General features: G+C 57.9%; 20 protein-coding genes and 2 pseudogenes. 6 read left to right on the top strand and 16 right to left on the bottom strand.

All coding sequences use genetic code 11. The annotated features are described in order from the left end of the window. Positions 1–125 precede the first annotated feature (125 nt). The 3 genes from QZ498_RS06175 to QZ498_RS06165 form a co-directional block, all read right to left on the bottom strand. Positions 126–473, bottom strand: a complete 348-nt coding sequence (locus tag QZ498_RS06175) for an Hpt domain-containing protein (protein WP_294620864.1) — start codon at positions 471–473, stop codon at positions 126–128. A 78-nt stretch (positions 474–551) separates the two neighbouring features. Further along, positions 552–1,532, bottom strand: a complete 981-nt coding sequence (locus QZ498_RS06170; RefSeq protein ID WP_294620863.1) for a response regulator — start codon at positions 1,530–1,532, stop codon at positions 552–554. A 172-nt stretch (positions 1,533–1,704) separates the two neighbouring features. Then, positions 1,705–3,051: a HAMP domain-containing sensor histidine kinase gene (locus QZ498_RS06165; protein WP_294620862.1), complete on the bottom strand. Its 1,347-nt coding sequence runs from the start codon at positions 3,049–3,051 to the stop codon at positions 1,705–1,707. Positions 3,052–3,422: 371 nt separating this feature from the next. Between QZ498_RS06165 and QZ498_RS06160 the strand changes: the two genes are divergently transcribed. Further along, positions 3,423–4,076 (top strand): acyl-homoserine-lactone synthase, encoded by a 654-nt coding sequence (locus QZ498_RS06160; RefSeq protein ID WP_367117632.1) that lies wholly within the window; start codon positions 3,423–3,425, stop codon positions 4,074–4,076. A gap of 14 nt (positions 4,077–4,090) precedes the next feature. On the opposite strand, the gene QZ498_RS06155 is transcribed toward QZ498_RS06160, so the two are convergent. Continuing rightward, positions 4,091–5,101, bottom strand: coding sequence for a response regulator (locus QZ498_RS06155; protein ID WP_294620861.1), 1,011 nt, complete (start codon positions 5,099–5,101; stop codon positions 4,091–4,093). Between the two features lie 420 nt (positions 5,102–5,521). On the opposite strand from QZ498_RS06155, the gene QZ498_RS06150 reads away from it, so the two are divergent. Continuing rightward, on the top strand, positions 5,522–6,520 hold the full coding sequence (locus tag QZ498_RS06150) for a response regulator (RefSeq protein ID WP_294620860.1): 999 nt from the start codon (positions 5,522–5,524) through the stop codon (positions 6,518–6,520). A 156-nt stretch (positions 6,521–6,676) separates the two neighbouring features. Here the strand turns inward: QZ498_RS06150 and QZ498_RS06145 are convergent, their stop codons facing one another. The 4 genes from QZ498_RS06145 to QZ498_RS06130 form a co-directional block, all read right to left on the bottom strand. Continuing rightward, a complete protein-coding gene (locus QZ498_RS06145) occupies positions 6,677–7,081 on the bottom strand; it encodes a universal stress protein (protein ID WP_294620859.1) in 405 nt (134 codons plus the stop codon). 13 nt (positions 7,082–7,094) lie between these two features. Next, positions 7,095–8,402: a TRAP transporter large permease subunit gene (locus QZ498_RS06140; RefSeq protein ID WP_294620858.1), complete on the bottom strand. Its 1,308-nt coding sequence runs from the start codon at positions 8,400–8,402 to the stop codon at positions 7,095–7,097. A gap of 218 nt (positions 8,403–8,620) precedes the next feature. Next, a complete protein-coding gene (locus QZ498_RS06135; protein WP_294620857.1) occupies positions 8,621–9,670 on the bottom strand; it encodes a TRAP transporter substrate-binding protein in 1,050 nt (349 codons plus the stop codon). 76 nt (positions 9,671–9,746) lie between these two features. Continuing rightward, a complete protein-coding gene (locus QZ498_RS06130; protein WP_294620856.1) occupies positions 9,747–10,241 on the bottom strand; it encodes a TRAP transporter small permease subunit in 495 nt (164 codons plus the stop codon). A gap of 794 nt (positions 10,242–11,035) precedes the next feature. Here QZ498_RS06130 and QZ498_RS06125 point away from each other — a divergent pair. Together QZ498_RS06125 and QZ498_RS06120 are read left to right on the top strand one after the other, a co-directional pair. Beyond that, the gene (locus tag QZ498_RS06125; RefSeq protein ID WP_294620855.1) at positions 11,036–12,538 is read left to right on the top strand and encodes a CoA-acylating methylmalonate-semialdehyde dehydrogenase; all 1,503 of its coding nucleotides are present in this window, start codon (positions 11,036–11,038) and stop codon (positions 12,536–12,538) included. 180 nt (positions 12,539–12,718) lie between these two features. Beyond that, the gene (locus tag QZ498_RS06120; RefSeq protein ID WP_294620854.1) at positions 12,719–14,191 is read left to right on the top strand and encodes a PLP-dependent aminotransferase family protein; all 1,473 of its coding nucleotides are present in this window, start codon (positions 12,719–12,721) and stop codon (positions 14,189–14,191) included. Between the two features lie 278 nt (positions 14,192–14,469). On the opposite strand, the gene QZ498_RS06115 is transcribed toward QZ498_RS06120, so the two are convergent. The 7 genes from QZ498_RS06115 to QZ498_RS06085 form a co-directional block, all read right to left on the bottom strand. Further along, positions 14,470–15,615, bottom strand: coding sequence for an iron-containing alcohol dehydrogenase (locus QZ498_RS06115; RefSeq protein WP_294620853.1), 1,146 nt, complete (start codon positions 15,613–15,615; stop codon positions 14,470–14,472). Between the two features lies 1 nt (position 15,616). Then, positions 15,617–16,996, bottom strand: a complete 1,380-nt coding sequence (locus QZ498_RS06110) for an aldehyde dehydrogenase family protein (RefSeq protein WP_294620852.1) — start codon at positions 16,994–16,996, stop codon at positions 15,617–15,619. Between the two features lie 2 nt (positions 16,997–16,998). After that, positions 16,999–18,363 (bottom strand): glutamine synthetase family protein, encoded by a 1,365-nt coding sequence (locus QZ498_RS06105; RefSeq protein WP_294620851.1) that lies wholly within the window; start codon positions 18,361–18,363, stop codon positions 16,999–17,001. 66 nt (positions 18,364–18,429) lie between these two features. Further along, positions 18,430–19,467: a TRAP transporter substrate-binding protein gene (locus tag QZ498_RS06100; RefSeq protein WP_294620850.1), complete on the bottom strand. Its 1,038-nt coding sequence runs from the start codon at positions 19,465–19,467 to the stop codon at positions 18,430–18,432. A 57-nt stretch (positions 19,468–19,524) separates the two neighbouring features. After that, the gene (locus QZ498_RS06095; RefSeq protein WP_294620849.1) at positions 19,525–20,850 is read right to left on the bottom strand and encodes a TRAP transporter large permease subunit; all 1,326 of its coding nucleotides are present in this window, start codon (positions 20,848–20,850) and stop codon (positions 19,525–19,527) included. Next, the gene (locus QZ498_RS06090; protein WP_294620848.1) at positions 20,850–21,428 is read right to left on the bottom strand and encodes a TRAP transporter small permease subunit; all 579 of its coding nucleotides are present in this window, start codon (positions 21,426–21,428) and stop codon (positions 20,850–20,852) included. Before QZ498_RS06090 ends, QZ498_RS06095 begins: the two co-directional genes overlap by 1 nt. Next, a complete protein-coding gene (locus tag QZ498_RS06085) occupies positions 21,425–22,198 on the bottom strand; it encodes an N-formylglutamate amidohydrolase (protein WP_294620847.1) in 774 nt (257 codons plus the stop codon). Before QZ498_RS06085 ends, QZ498_RS06090 begins: the two co-directional genes overlap by 4 nt. Positions 22,199–22,302: 104 nt before the next feature. Between QZ498_RS06085 and QZ498_RS06080 the strand changes: the two genes are divergently transcribed. Next, positions 22,303–23,166 (top strand): MurR/RpiR family transcriptional regulator, encoded by an 864-nt coding sequence (locus QZ498_RS06080; protein ID WP_294620846.1) that lies wholly within the window; start codon positions 22,303–22,305, stop codon positions 23,164–23,166. Positions 23,167–23,246: 80 nt separating this feature from the next. Here the strand turns inward: QZ498_RS06080 and QZ498_RS06075 are convergent. Next, positions 23,247–23,483: pseudogene (locus QZ498_RS06075) on the bottom strand (integrase core domain-containing protein); the annotation flags it as partial. Here QZ498_RS06075 and QZ498_RS06070 point away from each other — a divergent pair. Then, positions 23,474–23,650 (top strand): annotated as a pseudogene (locus QZ498_RS06070) (transposase); the annotation flags it as partial. The pseudogenes QZ498_RS06075 and QZ498_RS06070 sit on opposite strands and share 10 nt — an antisense overlap. Positions 23,651–23,787: the final 137 nt, after the last annotated feature.

Raw genomic sequence — 23,787 nt, 5'->3', positions numbered from 1 at the left:
AAACCGTGCCGTTTGCCGGGGGAAGGGCGCTCTTGGTTTCAACAAGTTGCCGCCAATGCTCGTAGGCGTTTTTTGAGTGCGGCCGCCTGTCAGTGCAAGCCGTGCTGGAGCCTTGGGCGTTCGCTTTAGCCGAACTGGTGATCCGGGACTGAAAGAATTTGGTCAGAGAGCGCGACGATATCGTCCAAAAGGCCGAAAAGGACATGTCTTGGCAGGACGCCAAGCTGTGGGTTCTGGTCGATGAATTCATCGAGGTCGGCCGCGACCTTGCCAAGCTTTGCGAACCCCAGTGTCTCGGCCGTTCCGGCGATCTTGTGGGCGATCCGCGCGATCGCCTCGACCTTGTCCTCGACCAAGGGTGCGTCCGTGATTTCATCGCGCAAGCGAACCAACTCGTGACGCCGCGGTTCAAGTTCCTCGATGAAACGGCACCGGACCCTCGCCAAGCCCTCGGCCATACTGAAATCTGTCATGGTGCCCAATTGGAGAACTCATTTTCTTGGAGCGTTTCGCGGAAACCCTGAATAACAGATTTTCGCGAAACACTGTAGTTATAAACCCAGAAGCGCTGATTTTCCCCATGTATCGGTATTTGAACCGCGCCCGGTGCGTGCCGTGGATTCAGCGTTTGACAGTGCCTGAACCAGCGCGTTCGGCAGGCTTTTTGCCGATCTGATCTTCAGGGAAACCGGATCGCCCACCGCAGTTTGCAGGCTCATGGCGCGCCCGTCGCAGAAATGAAGGTCCATTTCTTGCAGGGTTTCATTCAAGGCGCGCTCGAAGGCTTCGGCCTCAAACCCGCTGCCATTGTCGATAACGCAGACGAATTCGCCTTCCCCGGCGTGGGCCCCGAAAAACTGTTGCGGCTTGAGGGTTTCAGAGATGGCTTCGGCCACATCCGCCACGGCGGATTCATACTCGTAGACGCTGCTGGCTGCAAAAATCCGATGCATGTCGCGCACGACGATGCCCACGGTGCACATGCTTAACAGCGACATGCGGGGGACTTGCAGCAGGTAGTTTTCCAAGGCCAGGTAATCAATGAAACCGTCGATGTCGTGCAAGCGAAGCCGTCTTTGGAAATCCGCATCGGCAACCATCGCCAGTGGCTCTTGCTGCGGGGTCACGGGATTGCGGTCTTCTTTCCACTTGCGTTCCTTCACGAGGGCTTCGAATACGCGCAAGCGGGCATGCACTTCGCTGATCTCGAAGGGCTTCGTGATATAGTCGCTTGCCCCGGCTTCGAATGCCTTGTCGATATAGCTCCGGTCCGACATGGCAGTGATCATCAGGATTGGGGTGTCGGCATAGGTGGGCATGGCGCGGATCGCCGAGGTCAGTTGTATGCCGTCGACATCTGGCATCTGAATGTCGAGCAAAAAGCAGTCGAAAGGAACGGTCGTGTTCTCAAGCGTTGCGATTGCCTCGTTTGCAGAACCGCATACGGTCACGTTTTCGAAGTCTGCGGCACGCAAGACCTCTGTAAGCAATTCAAGGATGATCGGATCATCATCGACGGCCAGAATTTTCATAGTTGTCCCCCTTGCATGGACGAAGCCCAACAGTTGGTGAGAAACACACGCCACACGAGAATTAAACTGGCCGGAGAAGAGGGCGAAAGTTTGACGATTCCTAATTTAGAAAATGACAAGCAGAGTTTTGCTTATCGGCGGTCAAACCCCCGGACAGCAACGTCACGGGCCGTCACGCGATGTTGCGCAGGTCTTCTTCGGGCTGGTTTGCGGAAAACGCTTCCGAGGCATGCAGGCGCTTGAGCTCCAGGAAGAATGTCGTGCCTGCGCCGTCGTTCTTGAAGTAATCCAGAACGCCATCATGCGCGTCCATGATGCGTTTGGATATGTTCATCCCCAGACCTGTTCCACCGACCTTGCGGCGGTCGGATGAGTCCAGTTGGCGGAATTCTTCGAATACGGCTTGCCTTGCATCCTCGGAAAGGCCAAGGCCCCGGTCAATCACCGATATGCGGATGGTGTCTTCGTCAGCCTCTGCCGTGACGGTGACCGTGTCACCCGCCTCCGAAAACTTCGCGGCGTTGGACAGGACATTCGACAAGACCTGTTCCAATCGGGCTTCATCGGCGTAGACGTAAAGCCCTTTTTCCATGTCGCTCAATTCAAGGCTGACATCCAGACTGCCCGCGTAGGGTTCATTGGCTTCCACGACTTGCGCGAGGAAGGAGTTGACATCAACGGTGCCGAACTCGAAGGACATCTGCCCGGCGTCCATTTTTTGCAGGTCCAGAAGATCGGTGATGATCGCGCTCAATCGCGTCGCGTTGCGCTGGGCAATCGAGATGACGTTTTTCATGCGGTCCGGAACCTCGCCCATCGCGCCAAACCCGATCAGATCAAGCGAGCCCTTGATCGAGGTAAGCGGCGTACGCAACTCGTGGCTGACGGTCGAAAGGAACTCGGACTTCGCGACATAGGCCGCCTTGGTTTTTTCATGCTCAATGCTCAGATCTTCGATCTGTTGCAGGTTTTTCATGTAAAGGCCGCGGTACACCCTGGAACTGTCCACGATGAAGAACATCACGAAGAGACTGGTGAAGAACTGGACCCAAAGCTCCGACAGGATATGCGCGTTGACGCTTATGATGTCGTAGAGCGGGATGAACAGAAAGGCCGCGAAATAGATGCTCAGCCGCAACATGAGAACGGACTTGATGTGGTGATTGTGCATCGCGGCGAAAATCGCCGCCGCGAACAGGAAAAACAACGGCATGAAGTGGGTCGTGTGCCCCTGAAGGATCGCGATCGTCACCGCGAAACCGGCGATGTTCAGCGAACTCAGGAGGGTTCCTGCATAAAGCAGGCGCAGGCACTTTCGCGCCTCTCTCACGCTGCGCTTCTTCATGCTCAGGATTCGGCGAAACACATATCCGTCAAAGGCTTCCGCGGCCGTCACGACGGCGAGGGTGATCAGGGCCACACCCATGCTGTAGTAAAACGCCTCAAGAAGAAGCGCGGAGGCATAGATCGCTTGCCGCTGCCAGAAAAGGTTTTGGCCCACACGTGCATAATCCGTCATCTGCGATGTCAGCAGGAACAGATTGCGCGGGTTGCGGAGTTTTACCCTATAGAAAGACGAAGGGTTCATGTGTCACCAGTCGAAGTTTGCTCGGATTATGTCGCAAACGCCTGCGAATTGCCTGCCAGTCGTAAGCGCGCTGCCTCAGTCAAGCCCAGTTTTCCTTTTGTTTCGAGCCATTTAAAAATAATCATCATAAAAAAGTGGCGGAACTATGGCCAGAAAATACAACCTCTGGTATGTAATATAAAAAAAGAGCCTTGCTTGGCAAAAATCGAGGATTTTCCATGGGTTCTGAGCAGAGAAGCCTGTATCGTGCAGCGGATGTGTTTCCCGAATTAGTTCCCCAACCTCCCACGACGGCGATGCCCGTGCGTGACATCGAAACGATGGAGAACCAATTCACGCGGAGCCTTCCAGAGCTTACGGGTGAGATTCAGGCGACGACCTTGTCGTTTGAAAACATGCACGCTTACGGGCGGCTGTTCCCGAATTATCTGAAGGCCCGTCGCGAGGTGTTCATCGACGCCAAGGGCTGGGACCTACCGCAGACGAGCGGCATGGAGTTTGACCAATACGACACGCCGCAAAGCAAATGGGTCATTATCCACGAATATGGGCGGGTCGTGGCGGGGATGCGCTTGACGCCGACCACCGCCAGCTGTGGCCAGTACTCCTACATGTTGCGGGATGCGCAGCGCGGGTTGCTGGACCATATCCCGCAAAACGTGCTGTATTTCGAGGCTCCGGTGCGTCCGGCCATATGGGAGGCGACGCGCCTTTTCGTGGCAAGTTCGGTCTCGTCCAAGCGGCGCCTCTTGATCCAGACAATTCTCTTGGAGCACATGTCGGCCTCTGCCCGCGAGTTGGGCGCGCGGGCGATCATCGGCATTGTCCCGGGGGTGTTCAGCCGCTGGATGAAGCGGATCGGAATGGAAGCCACGCCCGTCGGCCCGCCACTGGAAATCGACGGGGACCGCACGCAGGCGGCGCTGATGAACGTGGTCAACCCGCGCACCGTGTAGACGCCAGACCATGGTCAGCGATCGCGCGATTGCTTCATTTCTTCCTTCTCGACCTGCGAGAAAATCTCTTTCTCGATGATGTCGATTTCGGGAAGCGTGCCCTTTTTCGAACGGCGAGAAGACGCCATTTCTTTCGTCAGAATTTCAAGCGCGGTCTGCGAAGATTGAATCCTGTGTGACGTCAGCGCCGTGAGCTCCAATTCCATCTCGTTCGCTTTGCCGTCGGGTAATTCGCTGATGGCCTGGCGCACCCGGTCCGACAGGCGGGTTTGCATCAGTTGCGGAACGATATCGGTATGTTCCATCACGCAGATGACGAACTTGCCATTGCCGATGTAGGACATCAGGAAACGGCGGGAGTTGACCGTTTCGGAAATGACATGGCTGATGGCCTGCAAGTGTTGCAGCACATTGCTGCGTTCGCTGCGCGAGAACAATGCCACGAAATCGCGGATTTCGACGCGGAAGAGGCTGAGCGGGTAAAGGCCCTTTTCCATCCTCAGCAGCCGGTTTTCGATCTGGTAGTAATCGACCATACCGTTCACGTCGGGAAAGCTCACTCGCTCGCCAAGGTCGATCAGGTCGAAATCGGAGGCGAAGGAAATCAGGGCGCGCAGGGCAGCGCGGCTGTGTCTTTCGACTTTCGTTGTCTTGACCAGCAACATGGCGCTGTTGATCCGGCCCGCCAATTCCACGGGGTCAAGCGGCTTGCGCATGAAGTCCGTGGCACCCGCTTTGAAGGCACGCTCCATGTACTGGGCGGCTTCGCCCGCGGTGACCATGATCATCGGTGTGGACCGGCATTCTTCCCGTTCGCGAAGAACGGCGCAAAGTTCGATGCCGTCCATCTGCTCCATCTCGATGTCGATGAGGAAGCAGTCATAGGGGACGCGTTGGGTCTCGACCAATTCGATTGCGGCCGCGGCCGACTCGGCATGGGTGATATCGTCGAACCCCCACTCGCGCAGGTTCGCGCAAATCAGTTCGGTGAAAACGGGGTCGTCATCGACCAGAAGGATACGCACGTGTCTTTGCTCCCATTTCTCAGGGCTTCAGGATTCTCTTGCTGATTGAATATTGGTCGAAGGTGGCGATTTTGGGACCTGTCAAACCGGAATGCAGCGGTGTGGCGTTTCGGCTTAAGGCTCTGAAATTAATGAAACTTTTGGGGAATTATGAAGTCAATTCGACGCAAATGCGCCAAGAATCTAACTTTTGCGGCCCTCCCGCAGGGCATTAATCCCGTCCAAACCTGCGATTCGCGGCAGGAATGAGCGGCTTTTGGCCGAGATTTCAGAGAGATTTCAGATGTCCATATTTTGGACATTTTTGCCTCTTAGCTACCGTGTCATGTGCCGAGAAAAAACCAGGCAAAGACATCAAACGTGGCAAAGATAAGCCATCGAAGTACCGTCCGAGAACTTAAAGCGCAGGAGGCGTGTCCCATGAAGATCATAGCAGTAGACGACGACAAGGTTTCACTCGAGTTGCTCGGCGAGTGTCTCGTTCAGGGTGGATATGAAAACGTCGACTTGGAAACGTCGCCCCGGACTGCTTTGAACAAGATCAGTGATACGGATCAGCCCTACGACTGTATATTGCTGGATGTCGACATGCCGGAAATGGACGGCATCGAACTGTGCTCGGAGATTCGCAAGCTCGACCACCACAAGAACACCCCGGTGCTCATGATCACGCGCTACAAGCACCGCAGTGCAGTTCAGACAGCTTTCGTCAAAGGCGCGACCGATTACATCACCAAACCCTTCGAGTTCCTCGAAGTCTTGACCCGGATCAAGGTGGCCGAACGGCTCGTGCAGGAACGCAAGGCCGCGCTTGACAGCTACATGGCGGTCCACAATATCGAAGAAGGTCGGCAAAAGACGGCGCCGATCCTCGAAGTGCGCCGTCCCGAGCGTATCGAACCCCTGTTCGATATCAACGAAATCCAATCCGCGGATGACTCGGTCCTGTCGCCTGCGGTATTCCAGAACTACCTTGAACAGATGTCCAAAGCGAGTTCTTGCGACCTCAATCTTGTTGCCGTGCAGATCCGGCGGATTGACCGGATTTTCCGGCAGACAAGCGCGGCGGACTTCACCAGCTTCCTGCAATCGGCGGCCCATGCGATCGTTCACCATTTCAGACCGAACGAAGTTTTCGTAAGCCAGGCCGGGAATGGAACCTTCCTTGCGGCTCTGGACGCGTCGATTTCATTCATGCCCGATCATGTCGAGTCCGGTATCGTGGGCAGGCTTTCCCCGGCGAGCATTCCGAAAGCCTTCGGCAACGACCCCGGGTTGGAGGTTGTCGTCGGGACGCCCTTGCTCCTGCCGACGTCGCCAAAGCTGAATTTCCGCCGGGCGGTAAAAGCCGCCACCGCGCGCATGAAACAACGTGCCCAGGACCTGAACGAGAATCAGCTGACAGCCTTGACAAGCTGATGAGGGGCAGGGGCGGACGTTGGATGGCAAGGGTGGCAAAAGCCCCCTTGCGCCAACCCGCCCTCGGAGACCTCGAATAGCGAAACGGCCCATTAGTGGCAGAGGTTGCCCGGGGCTGTGGCTGTGGCGGTGCTGTCGGGCGGGGACGCGCTACAATCAGCGCAGAACCACGACACTGCATTTGGCATGACGGACGACCCTTGCCGCGGTCGAACCGAGCAACAGGCCCGACAGGCCCGCCCGGTGCGACGCGACAACGATACAATCCACACGGTTCTTGCTGGCCCAGTTGAGGACCGTGTTCGTCGGGTGCCCGGACACGACATGCGTTTCGATTTTGTCCGAGGGCATCGCCTTCTTGAGCGCCTTGTCAAACCTGTCGATGCTCTCGCGGACCTGCTCCTTGGGGAAATACGACCCGACGTAGGAGGGCAGTTCTTCGACCACAGACAGTACCGAAATGCTCCCGTCATCTGCCAGAAGGCGCTGGGCGGCATCCAGTTGGGCTTCGCAATCGTCTATGTGGTCGGGCGCGACCGGAACAAGGATATTTCTGTACATCTCATTCTCCGATTTACTTGAAGATGCCGGGCAGCCAAGTGGCGATTTGCGGGAACATGAAGATCAGGGTCAGGCCAACGAACTGAAGCACCACGAAGGGGCCGACAGAATTGTAGACATCGCCCATGCTCACATCCCGCGGCAACACCCCCTTGATCCAGAAAAGGACAAAGCCGAAGGGCGGGGTAAGATAGGCGATCTGGATATTGACGATGAACAGGGCGCCGAACCAAAGTTTGTCGATCCCCAGTTCATCCACGATCGGGATGAACAGCGGGGTACAGAGCATGATGATGGCCCAGTCGTCCATGACCATCCCCAGCACGAGGATAATCAGCATCATCATCAACAGGATCCCCGTGCTGCCGCCCGGCATGGAAAGCACCAGATCGGTCAACAGATCCTGACTGCCCAGCGTGTTGAAGACGTTGAGGTAAACCGTCGCGCCGATCAGGATCCACAGGCCCATGCCGCTCAGCTTCAGCGTGGACATAAGCGAATCCAGCAGGACGCGCCGGGTCAGCTTGCCGTAGATCAGGTTGATGATGAAGGCGCCCGCCGCCCCGAAAGCCGCAGCTTCCGCCGGTGTGGCGATACCGCCCCATATAATGCCCAAGACGATGACGATCAGCAGGGCAAAGGGCCAGATGCTCAGCACAGCGGTCGCTTTTTCCCTCGCCGTGAACTTTTTCTCTGACGGCAATGCAGGCCCCAACTCGGGTTGTATGCGGCAGCGAACGCCGATGTAGATCGTGTAGAATGCCGCCAGCATGAGCCCGGGCATCAGGCCTGCCATGAACAGGTCACCGATCGACACCTTGGCCAGCAGACCGTAGAAGATGAACGGAACGCTGGGCGGGATCAACGCGCCAAGGGCGCCGCCCGCCGCGATCGAGCCGATGGCGATCCGGCGGTCGTAATTGTAACGCACCATCGAGGGGTAGGCGATTTGACCCATGGTGGTGGTCGCCGGTGGCGTGATGCCGGTAATGGCCGCGAAGACGGTGCACACCTGAACGGTCCCCATGGCAAGCCCGCCATGGATATGGCCGATCAGCTTGTAGACCGCATCATAAGCGGCCTCGGCTATCCCGGAAAACCGGATCAGTGACCCCATGAACAGGAACAACGGTACCGTGACCAGGACCGAATTCCATGGTGTCGAATAGAAGGCACTGGGAACGGCAAGCAAGGCGCGCGGCTCGATGAAAATGGCAAATAGGACAGCTGTCCCCCCCAGGCCGAACGCAACCGGCAGCCCCATGAACAGAATGCTGAACAAGACCAGAAAATACAGCGCTGTGATTAATTCGAGACTCATGATCTTCGGTTTCCTTACCTGAAGCATTTCGCGGAAACCTGACTCACAGGTTTTCCCGTAATGCGGTGCAACACCCAATCCTGGTGCGCGCTTCACCTTTCTCCGATGGCTCGGTTCGACGGCGGTAGGTGCGCAACGGTCTGGCATTACGCTGGCCTGCCCGGCAGGCCAGCGTGGTCTTTTTAGGCTTGCCTGTGACGGGGAACGTCACAGGGGCCTTATTCCGAAGCGGCCTTGTCTGCGAGGAATTGCTTGTAGATCTCGACACCTTTTGCGTTGCCCTCAGAGGCTTCGGCCACTTGCGGCCATACCTTCTGAATCGACAGCTCACGCATCCGCTGAACTTCCTCATCACTCATCTCGATCACGGTGCCACCGGCATCGCGCAGCGCCTGCAAGGCCCCTTCGACACCTTCCGCATGAATGCGGCTGGTCTCAAAGTAGGTTTCCTTGAAGACACCCTCGATCTGTTCGCGCTGCCAATCCGTAAGGGCGTTCCAGCTATCGAGGTTGATGAAGATCTCCTGATGCTGTGCCGGGTTCCAGCCGGGCATGATCGCATAGTCGACCACTTCGTGGAACGACATGTCATCAATGCCGCCCGTGTCCCAGTAGGTGCCGTCGATCGTCCCGAGCTTGATGGCGGTATAGATTTCACCGGCATTCATCGACACCGGCGAGCCGCCCACGGTGGAGTGGAAAATCGCCTGTGGACCACCGGCACGCATCTTGCGGCCTTCGAGGTCTTCGATCTTCTCGACCGGGAACTTGGTGAACATCGCGTTCGGGCCTTGGTTGGTCCAGCCGGCCCAGTGCAGGTTGCGCGCATTGGCCGCCTCCTGAACGATGTCGCCGACGCGGTAATCAGGGTTGCCCCACATAACCTCCCAGGCTTCTTCGGAGTTCTCGGCCCCCATGGCCAGACCAAAGGCGAGCATCCCTTCCGGCATGTCCCCGCCATAGACCGAGCCCCAACCGGCGTAGCCGTCGGTGATACCGGCAGCCGCAGCGCCGAAGGCTTCGGAGCCGCTCACCAATGCGCCAGCCGGCTCGACCCGGATCTTGACGGTTCCCTCGGTGGCCTCTTCGACGGCTTCCACCCATGGAATCAGACCACCGGCCCAGCCAGCATCGCTTTGGTCGAAAGCGGGCTGAAAGGTCCATTCGGTCACCTCATCCGGGGGGCCGTCCTGTGCCACGGCAACGCTCGCGGTGACCGCAAAAGCGCCTGCCCACATGGTCGCGTGAATAAATCTGTTGATCGTCATTTTTTCCTCCTTGTTTATGGTTCAGTTCTTTTTATTGGCCTTGGAAAGCGACAGGCCGCCTTCGAAGGCAGGTCTTTCAATCGCGGCCGAAAATGATCTTCAGGTCGCGAATGAAATGTTTCAGCACGATCAAAAGCACCAAGCATCCGCTCAGTGGGATCGCGAATTTAATCGGGTAGATGGGAATCGGAATGGCCGTCGGGGTTTGCTGGTTGAGCATCAGCGAAAGCGATGCCGCCTCATAGCCCTTTACGATCAGCGCCCCCAGAAACAGCACGGCAAATGGCATTGTCAGCACGTCCAGAATGGCCTTGTTCCGGCTGCTGGCATTCGCGTAAAACAAGTCGAGTTTGACGAAACTTTCATGCTGAAGCGAATAGATGCCGCCCGCACAGGCCAAGAGAACCATGGCCGCCTGCAATGACGTTCCTATCCATTGCGACGGCGCGTTGAGCACGTAGCGCATGAAAACGTCCGAGACGCCAAAAGCCATGCAGTAAAGGATCAGGAACCAGCCTATGTAGCCTGCGGCTCCGGAGACTGCGCCGGTCAGGCGCTCAAGCCCGCGCATCAACATCCTACACCCCGTCGAGTTTTCATGGGTCGGTCTCCTTCTCCCTTGTTATGCCGCCTTGGGGCTGCGGTTGCCGTTCGCTCAGGCGCCTCTGCCTTGCAGACGACACCCTGCGCTTGGCCCCGGGTTTCGCGGCCAACCGCGAAACAGGTGGCCATTCTCGCGCAAATGCTTCGCCGGCTTGCAGATAAACGGCGCCATGGACGCAGCCTCCCCACCTATCACAATAGTAAAGATCGACGCGCCGGTCTCGGCTCCGCGATCACCTCCTCACGTGGCTTCAGCAAACGACATGATCCGGGGGCAGGAAAGATACAGATGCCGCTAAACAAGGGTACAGATTGTCGAGGCGGGGCGTGTTCGGACGCTAACGCTTAGCCGCCGCGTTCAAAATCCAGGGCGCTGTCAGTTGTCCCGGGCTGCATGGTGGCTTGCTGGCGGGGCCTTGCATGCCCGCCACAGTCCGCCCGTGCGGCCAGTGCTGCAAAAACACATCAATAGCAACAGGATAGAAGGTTTCAAGCCGAGGACTCACGGCTGGATTTCCTGCCGGTCGCACCACGATCCGCACGCCCGGCACCCTTTCCGCACAGCCGTTCTAGGCCAGACGGGACATGCCCGGCCCGGCAAATCCGCATCGCCCAACTGTTCCCTTTGACGTTCTCAACTGTACCTGTCGCGTTTCTCCGTATCGGCTTACCAAGGTCAGCACAAAAGCGACAATCAACATGTTTCGCTTGCCCAAGGCGTCGACCCGGGACTGCGAAACACCAAGATAGGGAGAACACCAAATGGGCCAGATCGATCACTTCATGTCGAATAAACCCTGGGTTGGAACCTCTGACCGAACCGCAGAAATCCGCAATCCCGCCACCGGGGGCGTAACCGGGCAGGTCGCGCTTGCCAGCAAATCGGACGTCGATACCGTGGTGGACACCGCCGCCGATGCCCTTGCGGATTGGGCCGCGACCCCGCCGGCCAAGCGCGCGGCGGTGATGTTCGAATTCCGCGACCTGCTGAAAAAACACACCGATGAACTGGCCAATCTGCTTTCGGCCGAACATGGCAAGACCCTTCCAGACGCAAAAGGCGAGATCGCGCGCGGTATCGAAGTCGTCGAATTCGCCTGCGGTATCCCGCAGCTTCTCAAGGGGGAATATTCCGAAGCGGTCGCCCAGAACGTCGACAGTTTCAGCGTGCGTCAACCGGTTGGCGTGGTTGCGGGGATCACCCCGTTCAACTTCCCGGCCATGGTGCCGCTCTGGATGTACCCGGTCGCCATCGCCTGCGGCAATACCTTCGTGCTGAAGCCCTCGGAAAAGGACCCCAGCGTCGTCATGCGCATTGCCGAATTGCTGGCGCAGGCCGGGCTGCCCGAGGGCGTTTTCAACGTGGTCAACGGCGACAAGGAGGCGGTGGACGCCCTGCTCGACAATCCCAAGGTCGAGGCGGTCAGTTTCGTGGGCTCGACACCGATCGGTCATTACATCTATTCGCGCGGCACCGACAACGGCAAACGCGTGCAGGCCCTGTGTGGCGCGAAAAACCACATGGTCATCATGCCCGACGCGGATATGGAACAGGTGACCGACGCCCTGATCGGATCGGCCTATGGCTCCGCCGGGGAACGCTGCATGGCGATTTCGGTGGCCGTTCCGGTGGGCGAGGAAACCGCTGACCGGCTTGTTGCGGCCTTGGAGCCGCGCATTCGGGCGCTGAAAATCGCACCTTATACCGATCCCGACTCCGAGCTGGGGCCGGTCATTTCGAAACAGAGCTACGACAAGATTCACAACCTGATTGCCGATGGCCTTGATCAGGGTGCCAACCTGGTCGTCGATGGTCGCGACACCAAGCTACAGGGGTACGAAGAGGGGTATTTCATCGGCGGCTGCCTGTTTGACAACGTGACCACCGACATGTCGATCTACAAGGAAGAGATCTTTGGCCCGGTTCTGTCGGTCGTGCGGGCCGCCGACTACGACACCGCCGTGCAGATGATCAACGATCACGAATACGGCAACGGCACGGCGATCTTCACCCGCGACGGCGACGCGGCGCGCAATTTCTGGGGGCGGGCGCGTATCGGCATGGTCGGGGTGAATGTCCCCATTCCGGTGCCGGTGGCCTATCATTCCTTTGGCGGCTGGAAGCGGTCGCTGTTTGGCGATCATCACATCCATGGCATGGAAGGCGTCAGGTTCTACACCCGCCTTAAGACCATGACCATGCGCTGGCCCTCGGGCATCCGCACCGGTGCGGAGTTCAATTTCACAAGTGGTAAGGACGCCTGACCTGCCAGCCAGCGAAGCGGCGCCGCTTACCTCCCTCGGCGCCGCTTCCCAATTCAACCGGAGCAAACCGCGCCGCACGGCTTGCTTTGCATCCAAGCCCATGCTTGGCTCAATTGACATACTGACATATTGCACGGGCCCGTTCATACTGTTCAGGCCCCGAACCCCACGAGCTTTCGAATGATGCAGCGGCTCACCATCGACAAGACACTGTCCATCGGGTTGCGCGACCAGATTGTTTCGCAGATTTCGCGCCTGATTTTCCAAGGCCTCATGCCCAACGGGATGAGACTTGCATCATGCCGGGAACTGGCCCGGGAACTTGATGTGTCGATCAACACGGTGGTCTCGGCCTATCGCAAGCTGGAAGAGGAACAATTGATCAAGGCCCGCCCCCGGTCGGGCTATTACGTGTCGTCCGACCACGGTATGCGCCTCGACAATGCCAGACAGGAGCGCAAGAAGGCCAGCCGGCGCGCGCCCATCGGCGACAAGATCAACAAGCTGCGGCGCGCCGATGACATCGAGACCATCACGCGCCCGCACAACTGGCACGCCTATGATTACCCCTTCGTCTGCAACCAGATCAACGAAGACAGCTTCCCGGTCACCGAATGGCGTGAATGCACCCGGCTGGCCATGAGCCGCAAAGACCTCAAAATCTGGTCGGCCGACGGCTTTTATGCTGATAGCGAAGAACTGATCGAACAGGTCAGCCAACGTATTCTTCCGCGCCGGGGCATCTTCGAACCCGGCAGTTCCATTCTGATCACGCTGGGAACCCAGAACGGGTTGTTCATCACGAGCCTGTTGTTCGGGGGGCGTGACCGCGTCGCCGCGATGGAAGACCCCGGCTACCCGGATGCGCGCAAGATCTTGCGGTCGAATTTCGGCGCCTTGCGATTTCAGCCGGTGGATGACGAGGGCATCATCGTCGACGAACGCCTGCGCGACGTCGACTTGGTATTCGTGACACCCAACCGTCAGGTGCCGACAACCGTCACGATGTCCGAACGCCGCCGGCAAATGCTTCTGCAAGCCGCCGAGGCCTATGATTTCTACATCGTCGAAGACGATTACGAATGCGACGTGGATTACCGGCACTCCACCCCCTTGCCGCTGCACAGCCTGGACAACACCGGGCGCCTGATTTACCTGGGCAGCCTGTCCAAGGGGCTCTCGCCGGGGCTGCGGCTGGGCTATTTGACCGCCCCCGAAGAATACATCGCGGCAGCGCGGGACTGCCGGGGCATGATGTTGCGCCATCCGCCGATGATCCTCCAACAAACCGCGGCCGCCTTCATCCGGCAGGGATGCTATGACGGATTGCTGCGCAGGCTTCGGCAGAATTATGAGCAACGCTGGCGTCTGGCCGACACGATACTTCGCGACCGGCTGCCCGATTTCCTGCAATCAGGGGAATACGGCGGAACGAATTTCGTTCTGGCCAGCGACGACCCAAGGCTGAACGCCAAGGCCATTGCCGGGGCCGCGCTTGAAAAGGGGGTCATCGTGGAACCATTGTCGCCGTGCTTTTCCGACACTGCGACCGGCGAGAAGTTCTTTCGGCTTGGCGTGTCGTCGATCAACCTCGATCTTATCGAAAGCGGCATTGAACTCTTGTGCAACGTGATCGACGACTTGCGCCAATAAAGCGTTTCGCGGACATCCCGAACCACGGACTTGCGCGACATGCAGTGCACAACCCAATCCTGGCGCAGGTGCTTTCATGCGAATTCGCGCCTCTCTCGGCCAGAGACACCGAGCAGCAAATTCCATTTTCAAACGCTCCAGTTTTCAGTGCGCAAAGCACATGCGGGTCGGCCTGCTTTTTGCCTCTGATATCTCCATGTTGCCGCAATCAAAAACTGGGATGGCAAAAGTGAGTATGGCGGAGGCAGTGACCGCCCGCCGTACTCACTGTTGCTCGGTCAAAGACATTGTTCGAAAAGTGCTTTCGTGTTCTCAGCGGTCATTTCGATGGGGTTGCCGCCGGTTGACGGGTCTCGGAGGGCGTTTTCGACCAACGTGTCGATATCAGGGCTTGTAACGCCCATCTCAGTCAGGGTTTTGGGAATGCCAAGGCTGTCATTCAGCTCGTCCACGAAACTGCAGAAGCCGTCGAACCCGCCTTCGAGCCCAAGATATGCCGCTGCGGGGCCAAATCGGTCTCGGATGGCCGGCGCATTAAACTTCAGCACGGCAGGCATGCAGACGGCATTGGTCGTACCGTGGTGCGTATGGTAATGCGCGCCGATTGGGTGAGACAGAGCATGAATTGCGCCAAGGCCTTTTTGAAAGGCGGTCGCGCCCATAGCCGCGGCGCTCATCATGTTGGCTCGGGCTTCAATGTCGGTGCCGTCGGCATATGCGCGTGGCAGGTAATCCTTGACCAGGCGCATTCCCTCCAAGGCGATCCCCTGACTCATCGGGTGATAGTGCGGGCTGGAAAAGGCCTCGACGCAATGGGCAAAGGCATCCAGCCCGGTGCCCGCCGTGATGGGCTTGGGCATGCCAACTGTCAGTTCCGGATCACAGATCACGACAGAGGGCAACATCTTGGGGTGAAAGATGATCTTTTTCTCGTGAGTTTGGGAATTGGTGATGACCGAGGCGCGCCCTACCTCCGAGCCCGTGCCGGCGGTCGTGGGCACGGCGACGATGGGATGAATTCCGTCGGGGTCCGCGCGGGTCCACCAATCGCCGATATCCTCGAAATCCCAGACCGGGCGCGACTGCCCGGCCATGAAGGCGAGGGTTTTCGCCAGATCGAGCCCCGATCCGCCGCCGAAAGCGATGACCCCGTCATAGCCGCCGTCGCGATAGACTTTAAGCCCCGCGTCGACATTCACCTCGGAGGGGTTCGGATCGACCTCGGCGAAAAGCGCGCGGCCAAGGCCCGCCTGTTCCATCAGGTCGAGCGTCCTGTTGGTGATATCCATGGACTTCAGGCCACGGTCGGTCACCAAGAGGGGTTTGGAGATGCCGCTGGTGCGGCAAGCCTCGCCGATTTCAGAGATGCGCCCTGCGCCGAAGCGGATGTTGGCGGGATAGGACCAGTTACCTGTAAGAGCCATGTCAGATCTTCCTCAGATGGTAGGATTTGGGCCGCGTGAGGGCCTGATATGCGAGTTTCGACAATCCCACGCCGCGACCGGTATCCTTGCAGCCGGTCCAGCAAAGCGCCGGGTCAAGGTAATCGCAGCGGTTCATGAAGACCGTGCCGGTTTCGATTTGATCGCCAAGGCGTTCCGCCGCCACGATATCGTTCGTCCAGATCGAGGCGGTTAGGCCAAAGCGGCTGTCATTCATCAGGCGAAGTGCCGCGTCGTCATCGGCCACGGGCATGATACCGACCACGGGTCCAAAGGACTCATCTCGCATGACGCGCATCTCATGGGTCACATTGGTCAAGACCTGCGGCGTTACATAGGTGTTTTCGCCGTTGTCGGCCGCCATGCGGTCGATATGCGCGGTCGCCCCATCGTTCAGGGCTTCGGCGACCTGGGCACGCACCTCGCGCGCAAAGCGTATGTTCGCCATCGGTCCAAGCGTCGTTTCCGGGTCCAGCGGGTTGCCGAGTTTCTGCGCCTTGACCCAGGCCACCGCTTTCTCGACGAAGGCATCGAAAAGACTTTCGGCGACGTAAATCCGCTCAATCCCGCAACAACACTGGCCCGCATTGAACATCGCCCCGTCCATCAAACCTTCAACGGCGGCGTCCAGATCCGCATCGAAGCGCACATAGCCCGGGTCCTTTCCGCCGAGTTCCGTCGAAACAGGTGTGAATGTCCCGGCGGCCGCACGTTCCATCGCCTGCCCACCGCCGACGGAGCCTGTGAAGTTCACGAAATCCACGTGCCGCTCGGAAATGAGAGCGTCGGTCGTATCATGATCGATTACGACATTCTGGAACACGCCTTCCGGGACGCCCGCGGCGTGAAAGGCCTCGGCCAGCCGTTCGCCCACCAAAAGCGTCTGGCTGGCGTGTTTGAGAATGACGCTATTCCCAGCGATCAGCGCCGGGGCAACCGTGTTGATCGCCGTCATGTAAGGATAATTCCAAGGCGCGACGACGAGAACGACGCCCCACGGCATACGCTTGATCATCCGTTGGAAGGCATCGCTTTCCTCGATCACAACAGGGGCAAGACCGTCGGCGGCAACTTCGGCCATATGTGTCAGGCGTTCGCTGAAACCGCCGTATTCGCCACCATAGCGAACCGGGCGGCCCATCTGATGCGCCAGTTCAGTCGCCATCTGGTCGGTGGTCTGGCCAACGATTTCATTAGCCTTGCGCACAATGGCCACCCTGTCTTCAAGGGGCAAAGCGGCCCAGTCGGCTTGAGCGCGGCGAGCCTTGGCCGCAGCATTGAATGCCGCGTCTCGCGACAGCAGTTCGCGCGTCAGATAGACCGATCCGTCGATCGGTGAAATAAGGTCGATGGTTTTGTTCATTTTCAGGCCCTTTCAAACCCTCTTGCGATTTCCCAGTCGGTCACGACACCATCGAAGGCCTCTTGCTCGACCTCGCCCGCGCGTATGTAGTGATCGACGACTTCGTCGCCCATCGTCTTTCGCAGCATGTCGGAATTTCGCAAAGCCTCTGTCGCCGCCCGCAGGGTGTGGGGCAGCATTGGTATCTCGTCCATCTTATAGACGTCACCGGCAACCGGGGGCGCAAGATCAAGACCTTCCTCTATGCCGCAAAGGCCTGCGGCCAATTGCGCGGCGCAGGCGAGATATGGGTTGATGTCGGAGCCCGGTGTCCGGCATTCGATCCTGACGCCCTTCGTCCCATCGCCGACAAGGCGATAACACGCGGTGCGGTTGTCGATGCTCCAGGCGATCTTGGTGGGCGCGAAGGTGCCCGGCATCAGGCGCTTGTAGCTGTTGATGTAGGGCGCCAGAAAATAGGTGATGTCGGTTGAGTATTTCAAAAGGCCCGCAACATAGCTTTTCATGGTGTCCGACATGGTCAGCTCTGCGTCGGGATCGAAAAACGCGGGCGCATCACCCTTCATGAGCGATTGATGAATATGCGCGGCGGAGCCGACCTTGGCATGATGCCACTTGGGCAAGAAGCTTGCGGCATGCCCTTGTTGGTTGGCGATGTCCTTGACCGCCTGTTTGGCGATCGTGTGATGATCGGAGCATAGCATCGCTTCGGCATAGCGAATGTTCAGCTCTTCCTGACCGGTTTCTGCCTCGCCCTTGGAATTCTCGACGGGCACACCCGCCTCGACCAGCAGATTGCGGATCGGGCGCATTACGTGTTCTTCCTTCGTCGTCTGAAGGATGTGGTAATCTTCGTTGTAGCCGCTGATCGGCTCGAGGTTCCTGAACCCGTCACGACGGATTTCATCGAATGACTTCTCAAAAAGAAAGAATTCCAGTTCCGTCGCCATCATCGGGGTGAGGCCCATGGCCTGAGCCCGAGCGATTTGCGTTTTCAGGATTTGCCGTGGTGAGTGCGGCACCGGTTCATGCGTGTGATGGTCGATCACATCACACAGAACCATCGCGGTCCCCTCAAGCCACGGCAGGCGGCGCAGCGTGGAAAGGTCCGGCTTCATAACATAATCGCCATATCCATTTTCCCACGAGGTTGCGGCAAAGCCATCGGGCGTGTCCATTTCAAGATCGGTCGCAAGCAGATAGTTGCAGCAATGGGTTTCCTCGTGCCCGGAGTCGAGAAAGTTCGAGACATGGAATCTCTTGCCCATGAGCCTGCCCTGCATGTCGACAAGGCAGACAAGAACCGTGTCGATCTCGCCACGAGCAGCAAGGTCTTTCAGGGCATCGAAACTCAGATTGGCGGTCATGTGTATTCTCCGTGGAATTGAATGGAGCGCCCTTGCAAAAAGGGCGCTCCGCTTTTTTGGGCAGGCTTACTCGAAGTTGTACGGCACGCCGGCCTGATTGATGACGGAGTTGTACTCGCGGAAGATTCCGACGATTTTTTCATGTACCTCGCCTTCCTCGGCGATCTCGTTCCAGAACTCCTTGGCGGCATTCTCCACCTCGGCCCATTCGGACGCGGGCACCGACCGTAGTTCCAGTTTGTCACCATTGGCGCGTAGCGCGGCTTCACCGCCCCAATACCATTGGTTCCGGTATGTATGGCCGGCCTCTATTCCGGCCATCACGACGGATTTCAAATGCTCGGGAAGTTCGGCCCAGCGCTCCTGGTTGGCGAACCACGACCCGATCCATGCGCCCGAGATGTTGTTGGTCAAGAAGTAGTCAGTGACGTCTGCCCAACCCACGGTGTAATCTTCGGTGATGCCCGACCATGCCATGCCATCCAGTTCGCCCGTCTGCACGGCAACTTCGGCATCCTCATAGGGAATATTCACGGGGACGACGCCGAACTTGGCAAGGAAACGGCCCGCTGTCGGGAAGGTGTAAAGTTTGAGGCCGTCTAGGTCTGCAACCGATGTGATTTCCTTTTTGGTGTTGAAGTTGCAGGGGTCCTGCCCGGCGGCAGAGAGCCATTGCACGCCGACCTTGCCGTATTCCTCGCGCCAAATATCGGCGAGGCCATATTGGTTGAACAGCACCGGCACATCGAGGATGTGCTTCGTGGCGAAGGGGAAGTAGCCGCCAAACACCCGCAGCGGCGTGGGCGAGGCCATCGAGTCGTCGTCGGAATGTACGCCGTCGATGGTGCCGCGCTGAAGTGCTTGGAACAACTCACCCGTGGGAACAATCTGATCGGCATAAAACAGCTCGATTTCAAGCTCACCGTTTGCATTGGCATTGATATAGTCAATGGCCGGTTTCGTGACCTGTTCGCCGAGGGCACTGCCCGCGTAGGTCTGGAAGCGCCACTTGATCGCGCTTTGCGCTTTTACAACGGCCGGGCTAGCCAGAGTTGCGGCCCCGGCGATACCGGCAGATTTCAGAAACTTGCGTCTTGTCGTCATTTTATTACCCTCTCTGTTAGGTTGAGTTGCTCGGAGCCTTGTGACCAAGGTCTTGTTTTAATTTCCATAAACATATCCCGGCAGCCAAAGTGCGATTTCCGGAAACACCATTATCATCGTAAGCGCGAGAGACATAACCAGCACAAAAGGCAGGATAGACGTGTAGATGTCTCTCAGCGAAATCTCGGGCGGCGCCATGGCACGCATCAGGAACAGATTGTAACCGAAGGGCGGCGTCATGTAGGCGATCTGTGTGGTGATCGTGTAAAGGACACCATACCATATCAGGTCGAAGCCCAGCGCCCCGACCAAAGGTACGTACAGCGGGGCCACGATGACCAGCATGGCGGTATCGTCCAGAAAGGTTCCCATGACAATGAAAGAAAGCTGCATCAGGACGAGAATGACCCAGGGGCTCAGGCCCAATCGTTCGGTGAACAGGCTTTCGATGGCCTTGACCGCCCCCAGTCCGTCAAAGACCGCACCAAAGGCAAGAGCGGCCAGAATGATCCACATAAACATGCATGAGATGCCAAGCGTCTTGCGCACCGATGTTTCAAACACCTGGCGCGTCATGCGTCCTTTGATCACCGCAGCCGCAAAGGCGGCAATCGCGCCAATGGCAGAGGATTCAACCAGTGAGGTCCAGCCGTTCACGAAGGGGACCATCATCGTGAAGAAAATGACCAACGGCAATAGCCCGGCGCGCAGGAGGCGGAGCTTCTCGGACATCGGTATATCCCGCTCTTCTTTCGGCAGGATCGGACCAAGTGACGGATTCAGTCGACAGCGGATCACGATGTAAAGAATGAACATGGCGGCCATCATGAGACCCGGCAAAACCCCGGCCAGCCAGAGTTGGCCCACCGGTTGGCGGGCGATCATGGCATAAAGCACCAGCACGACCGATGGAGGAACCAGGATACCAAGAGATGACCCGGCCTGTATCACGCCGGTGACCATGCGCTTGTCATACCCCCTTTTCAGAAGTTCGGGCAGCGCGATGGTTGCGCCGATGGCCATGCCCGCAACCGACAGCCCGTTCATGGCGGAAATCAGCACCATTAGTCCGATCGTCCCGACAGCGAGGCCCCCGGACAGCCCTCCCATCCAGACGTGGAACATCCGGTAAAGGTCGTCGGCGATGCGACTTTCGGACAGGATGTACCCCATGAAGATGAACATCGGCAGGGTCAGAAGCGGATACCATTTCATCAACTTGATCGCCGCCGCAAAGCCAAGGTCATACCCCCCGCGATCCCCCCACAGGAAGAAAGCGGCAACGACGGCGACAAATCCGATGGCGCCGAAAACCCTTTGCCCGGTCAAAAGCATGAGCATCATGGATGCGAACATCAGCGCGGCGATGGCTTCATAAGGCATCAGGCGTTGTTTCCTGTGGTCTTGATTTCGCCGTGGTCCACATCTTTGCGCCCCATGTCATGCCCCTTGAGCCTGAGAATGTCTTTGAAGAATTCGCTGATCGCCTGAAGCAGCATCAGGAAAATGCCGAAGACCATGATTGATTTGATCGGCCACAGATAAGGACGCCAAACGCTCGAACTGCGTTCGCCACCGTATTTGAGAGAATACATTAGGCTGTCCCATCCACCCCAAAGCAGGAAGACGAGGTAGACGATCAGGAAAAGGACGGTGAAGGCATCCACCTGTGCCTTGCGCCGCTCGTCCCACTCTCCGTAAAGCAGGTCCATTCGCACGTTCGATCCCATCTGGATCGAATAGGGGCCGCCGAGAATGAAATAGGCGACCATAGCGAATTGCGCCATTTCCAGCGTCCAGAGCGAGGGATTGATACCCATGCCAAGGTCACTGCCGACCTTGGTGAAGGACGACCACAGCAGGATCGCCATCATCACGAAGATTCCGTACATGACGATCCGCCCAATCCAGCGGTTCATGCGATCGATCACTGCGACGTATTTCAGCATCAATGTGGTCATACGAAGCTGGTTTCCATATCAAGGGATGCCGCGAGAAGCCCGGCGAGGTGAGATGATATCCGCGATACATCGGCCCGCGAACCAAGCAGATCATTACGCACCTCGACCATCACATTTTCCAAACCGCGAGGAATGGCGTGCCGTTCAAGTGTGTGTGTGACGCCATCTTTCGCCGAATAAGGTTCGTTCAACTGTGTAACGAGAGAGCGGCCCGTTTGCTTCAGCATCGCTTTGGCAAGCCGGGCATCGGAATCGTGCAACAGGCCAAGTTGCGTTTCGCGGGCCGCCCCCTTCCAGACCGGCGTAAAACTGTGGATCGTAACAAATGCGGGTGGCGCGCTGAAACCATCAAGCACATCCGAGACTGTCGCATGGAAGGGCTCGTAAATCTCAGCTGTGCGAGCAGCCCTTTCAGATTCGGACAGCCCCCTGTTGCCCGGAACGGGAATATCTTCGGTTTGGGAAGGCATCGCACCCTGCGCATCCGGCGGGCGGTTGAGGTCATAGACCAGCCGCGAAACCCGCGCGACGACCAAGGGCGCATCAAGTCTTTCTGAAAGGTCGCGCGCCAGCGTCTCGGCGCCGATGTCCCATACCGCATGGGAAAACCGATGCTCCGGCAACAAGCCGAGCGTGCCTAGAGATGGTGGAATGACTGCACTGGCATGCTCGCAGATGAGGCAAATCGGTGCTCTCCCGCCGGGATTAATAACCTCGGCAGGATGCCCGTCGTCAGGCGTCAGAATCCGGTATGCGTGCGATGCGCTCATAGCGCAACATTAGGGGGAGGTACCCGAGGGCTGTCAAGAAATTTTGTAGACGTTGTTACTGCGCGGGGCTATGCTGGAACAAACTCTTCAAGGTGGGAATTCGCGTGAAGCGGACCGTGATCGTCAAGGACAAAATCAAGGATCAGGCTGGTGCGCTGACGCCGGCCGAGCGGCTTTTGTCGGATGTTCTTTTGCGAGACTACCCGATGTCCGGCTTGCAATCGATCACGAAGCTGGCGGGCGCGGCAGGGGTGTCTACCCCCACTGTCATTCGGCTGGCGCGCAAGCTGGGCTATGACGGTTTCCCCGAATTGCAGGCCGCGCTTCACGAAGAAGCCTCTGCCCAGATCAAAAGGCCCATTCTCAAGCGAGAAGGCTGGCCACAAGGCCGCGAGGATTCACCCGCGTTCCGCAGCTTTGCCGAGGCCGTCTTCGATAACCTGAACCTGACAATCGAGCGCCTTGACCCGGCAACATTCGATGCCTTGGCCAAGATACTGGCCGATACACGGCGGGACATCTTCCTTCTGGGCGGACGGATTACGCGTTCCAATGCGGATTATTTTTTCAACCATCTTCAGATCATACGACCAGGCGTGACGCTTTTGTCGCAATCACCGAATGTCTGGCCGCAATACCTGATCGACATGGGGCCACAGTCGGTTCTCGTGCTCTTCGACATTCGCCGCTACGAGGCGGATCTGGCGCGACTCGCAAGTCTGGCAAAGGAGCGTGGCGTCGTAGTCCTGCTATTTACCGATCAATGGGGGTCACCAATCTCAAAAACAGCCGATCATGTCGTCAATGCACTGATCGAAGTCCCATCCAGTTGGGATTCGACTTTGGCGATCAACCTGATTGTCGAAGCCTTGATCGCCGCGATCCAGACGGAACGCCAGCAAGGCGCACGGGATCGTATCGAAGAGCTGGAGGACATGTTCCGTTCCACCCGGATATTCCGCAAGTAAACAATGACATTGGGCTAAACCCGTTGACCTGCTCCCCTTTGGGTCCGCGTTTATGAGTTAGCTCTTTTCAGGGTTTGGTCCTCTTCGCGCATCTGCGCGTTGAAGCTCTCCACCAGGCCATTTTGCATGGGTTTGCCTGGCGCGATGTAGTGCCAACCGACCTGACGATCCTCCCGCCATTTGAGCATCGCCTTCGAGGTCCGCTCGGCGCCATTGTCCGAGATCATCAGGCAAGGATACTCACGCAACTCAGCGATGCGATCCAGTTCACAGGCGATACGTACACCGCCGATGGAGGTGTACGGTCGAGCGGCGACTTTGTGAAGAAGTCCAGCTGAACCTGGCGTATCGCTGGTTTTGCCGTCTTGATCTGAACGATCGTGTCCTAGATCACTCGACATTTTCCAAGAACCGATATCGGCGCTTCCGCGAGAGCGAACGTCTGCGACACCTGTTCGAGACGACCGTTGCGCGCTGCATCGCTGGGTGCAATGAGTCGATTCGCATATCTCGTAACTAACTGTCTTTATAAATAAAATATGGTTGGCGGAGGAGGTGGGATTCGAACCCACGGTACGCTTTCACGCACGCCGGTTTTCAAGACCGGTGCATTCGACCACT

Source organism: uncultured Roseovarius sp. (assembly GCF_913057115.1).
Taxonomy (GTDB): domain Bacteria; phylum Pseudomonadota; class Alphaproteobacteria; order Rhodobacterales; family Rhodobacteraceae; genus Roseovarius.
Note: the sequence above shows the minus strand (reverse complement) of the source record. Positions and strands in the feature narration are given on the sequence as shown.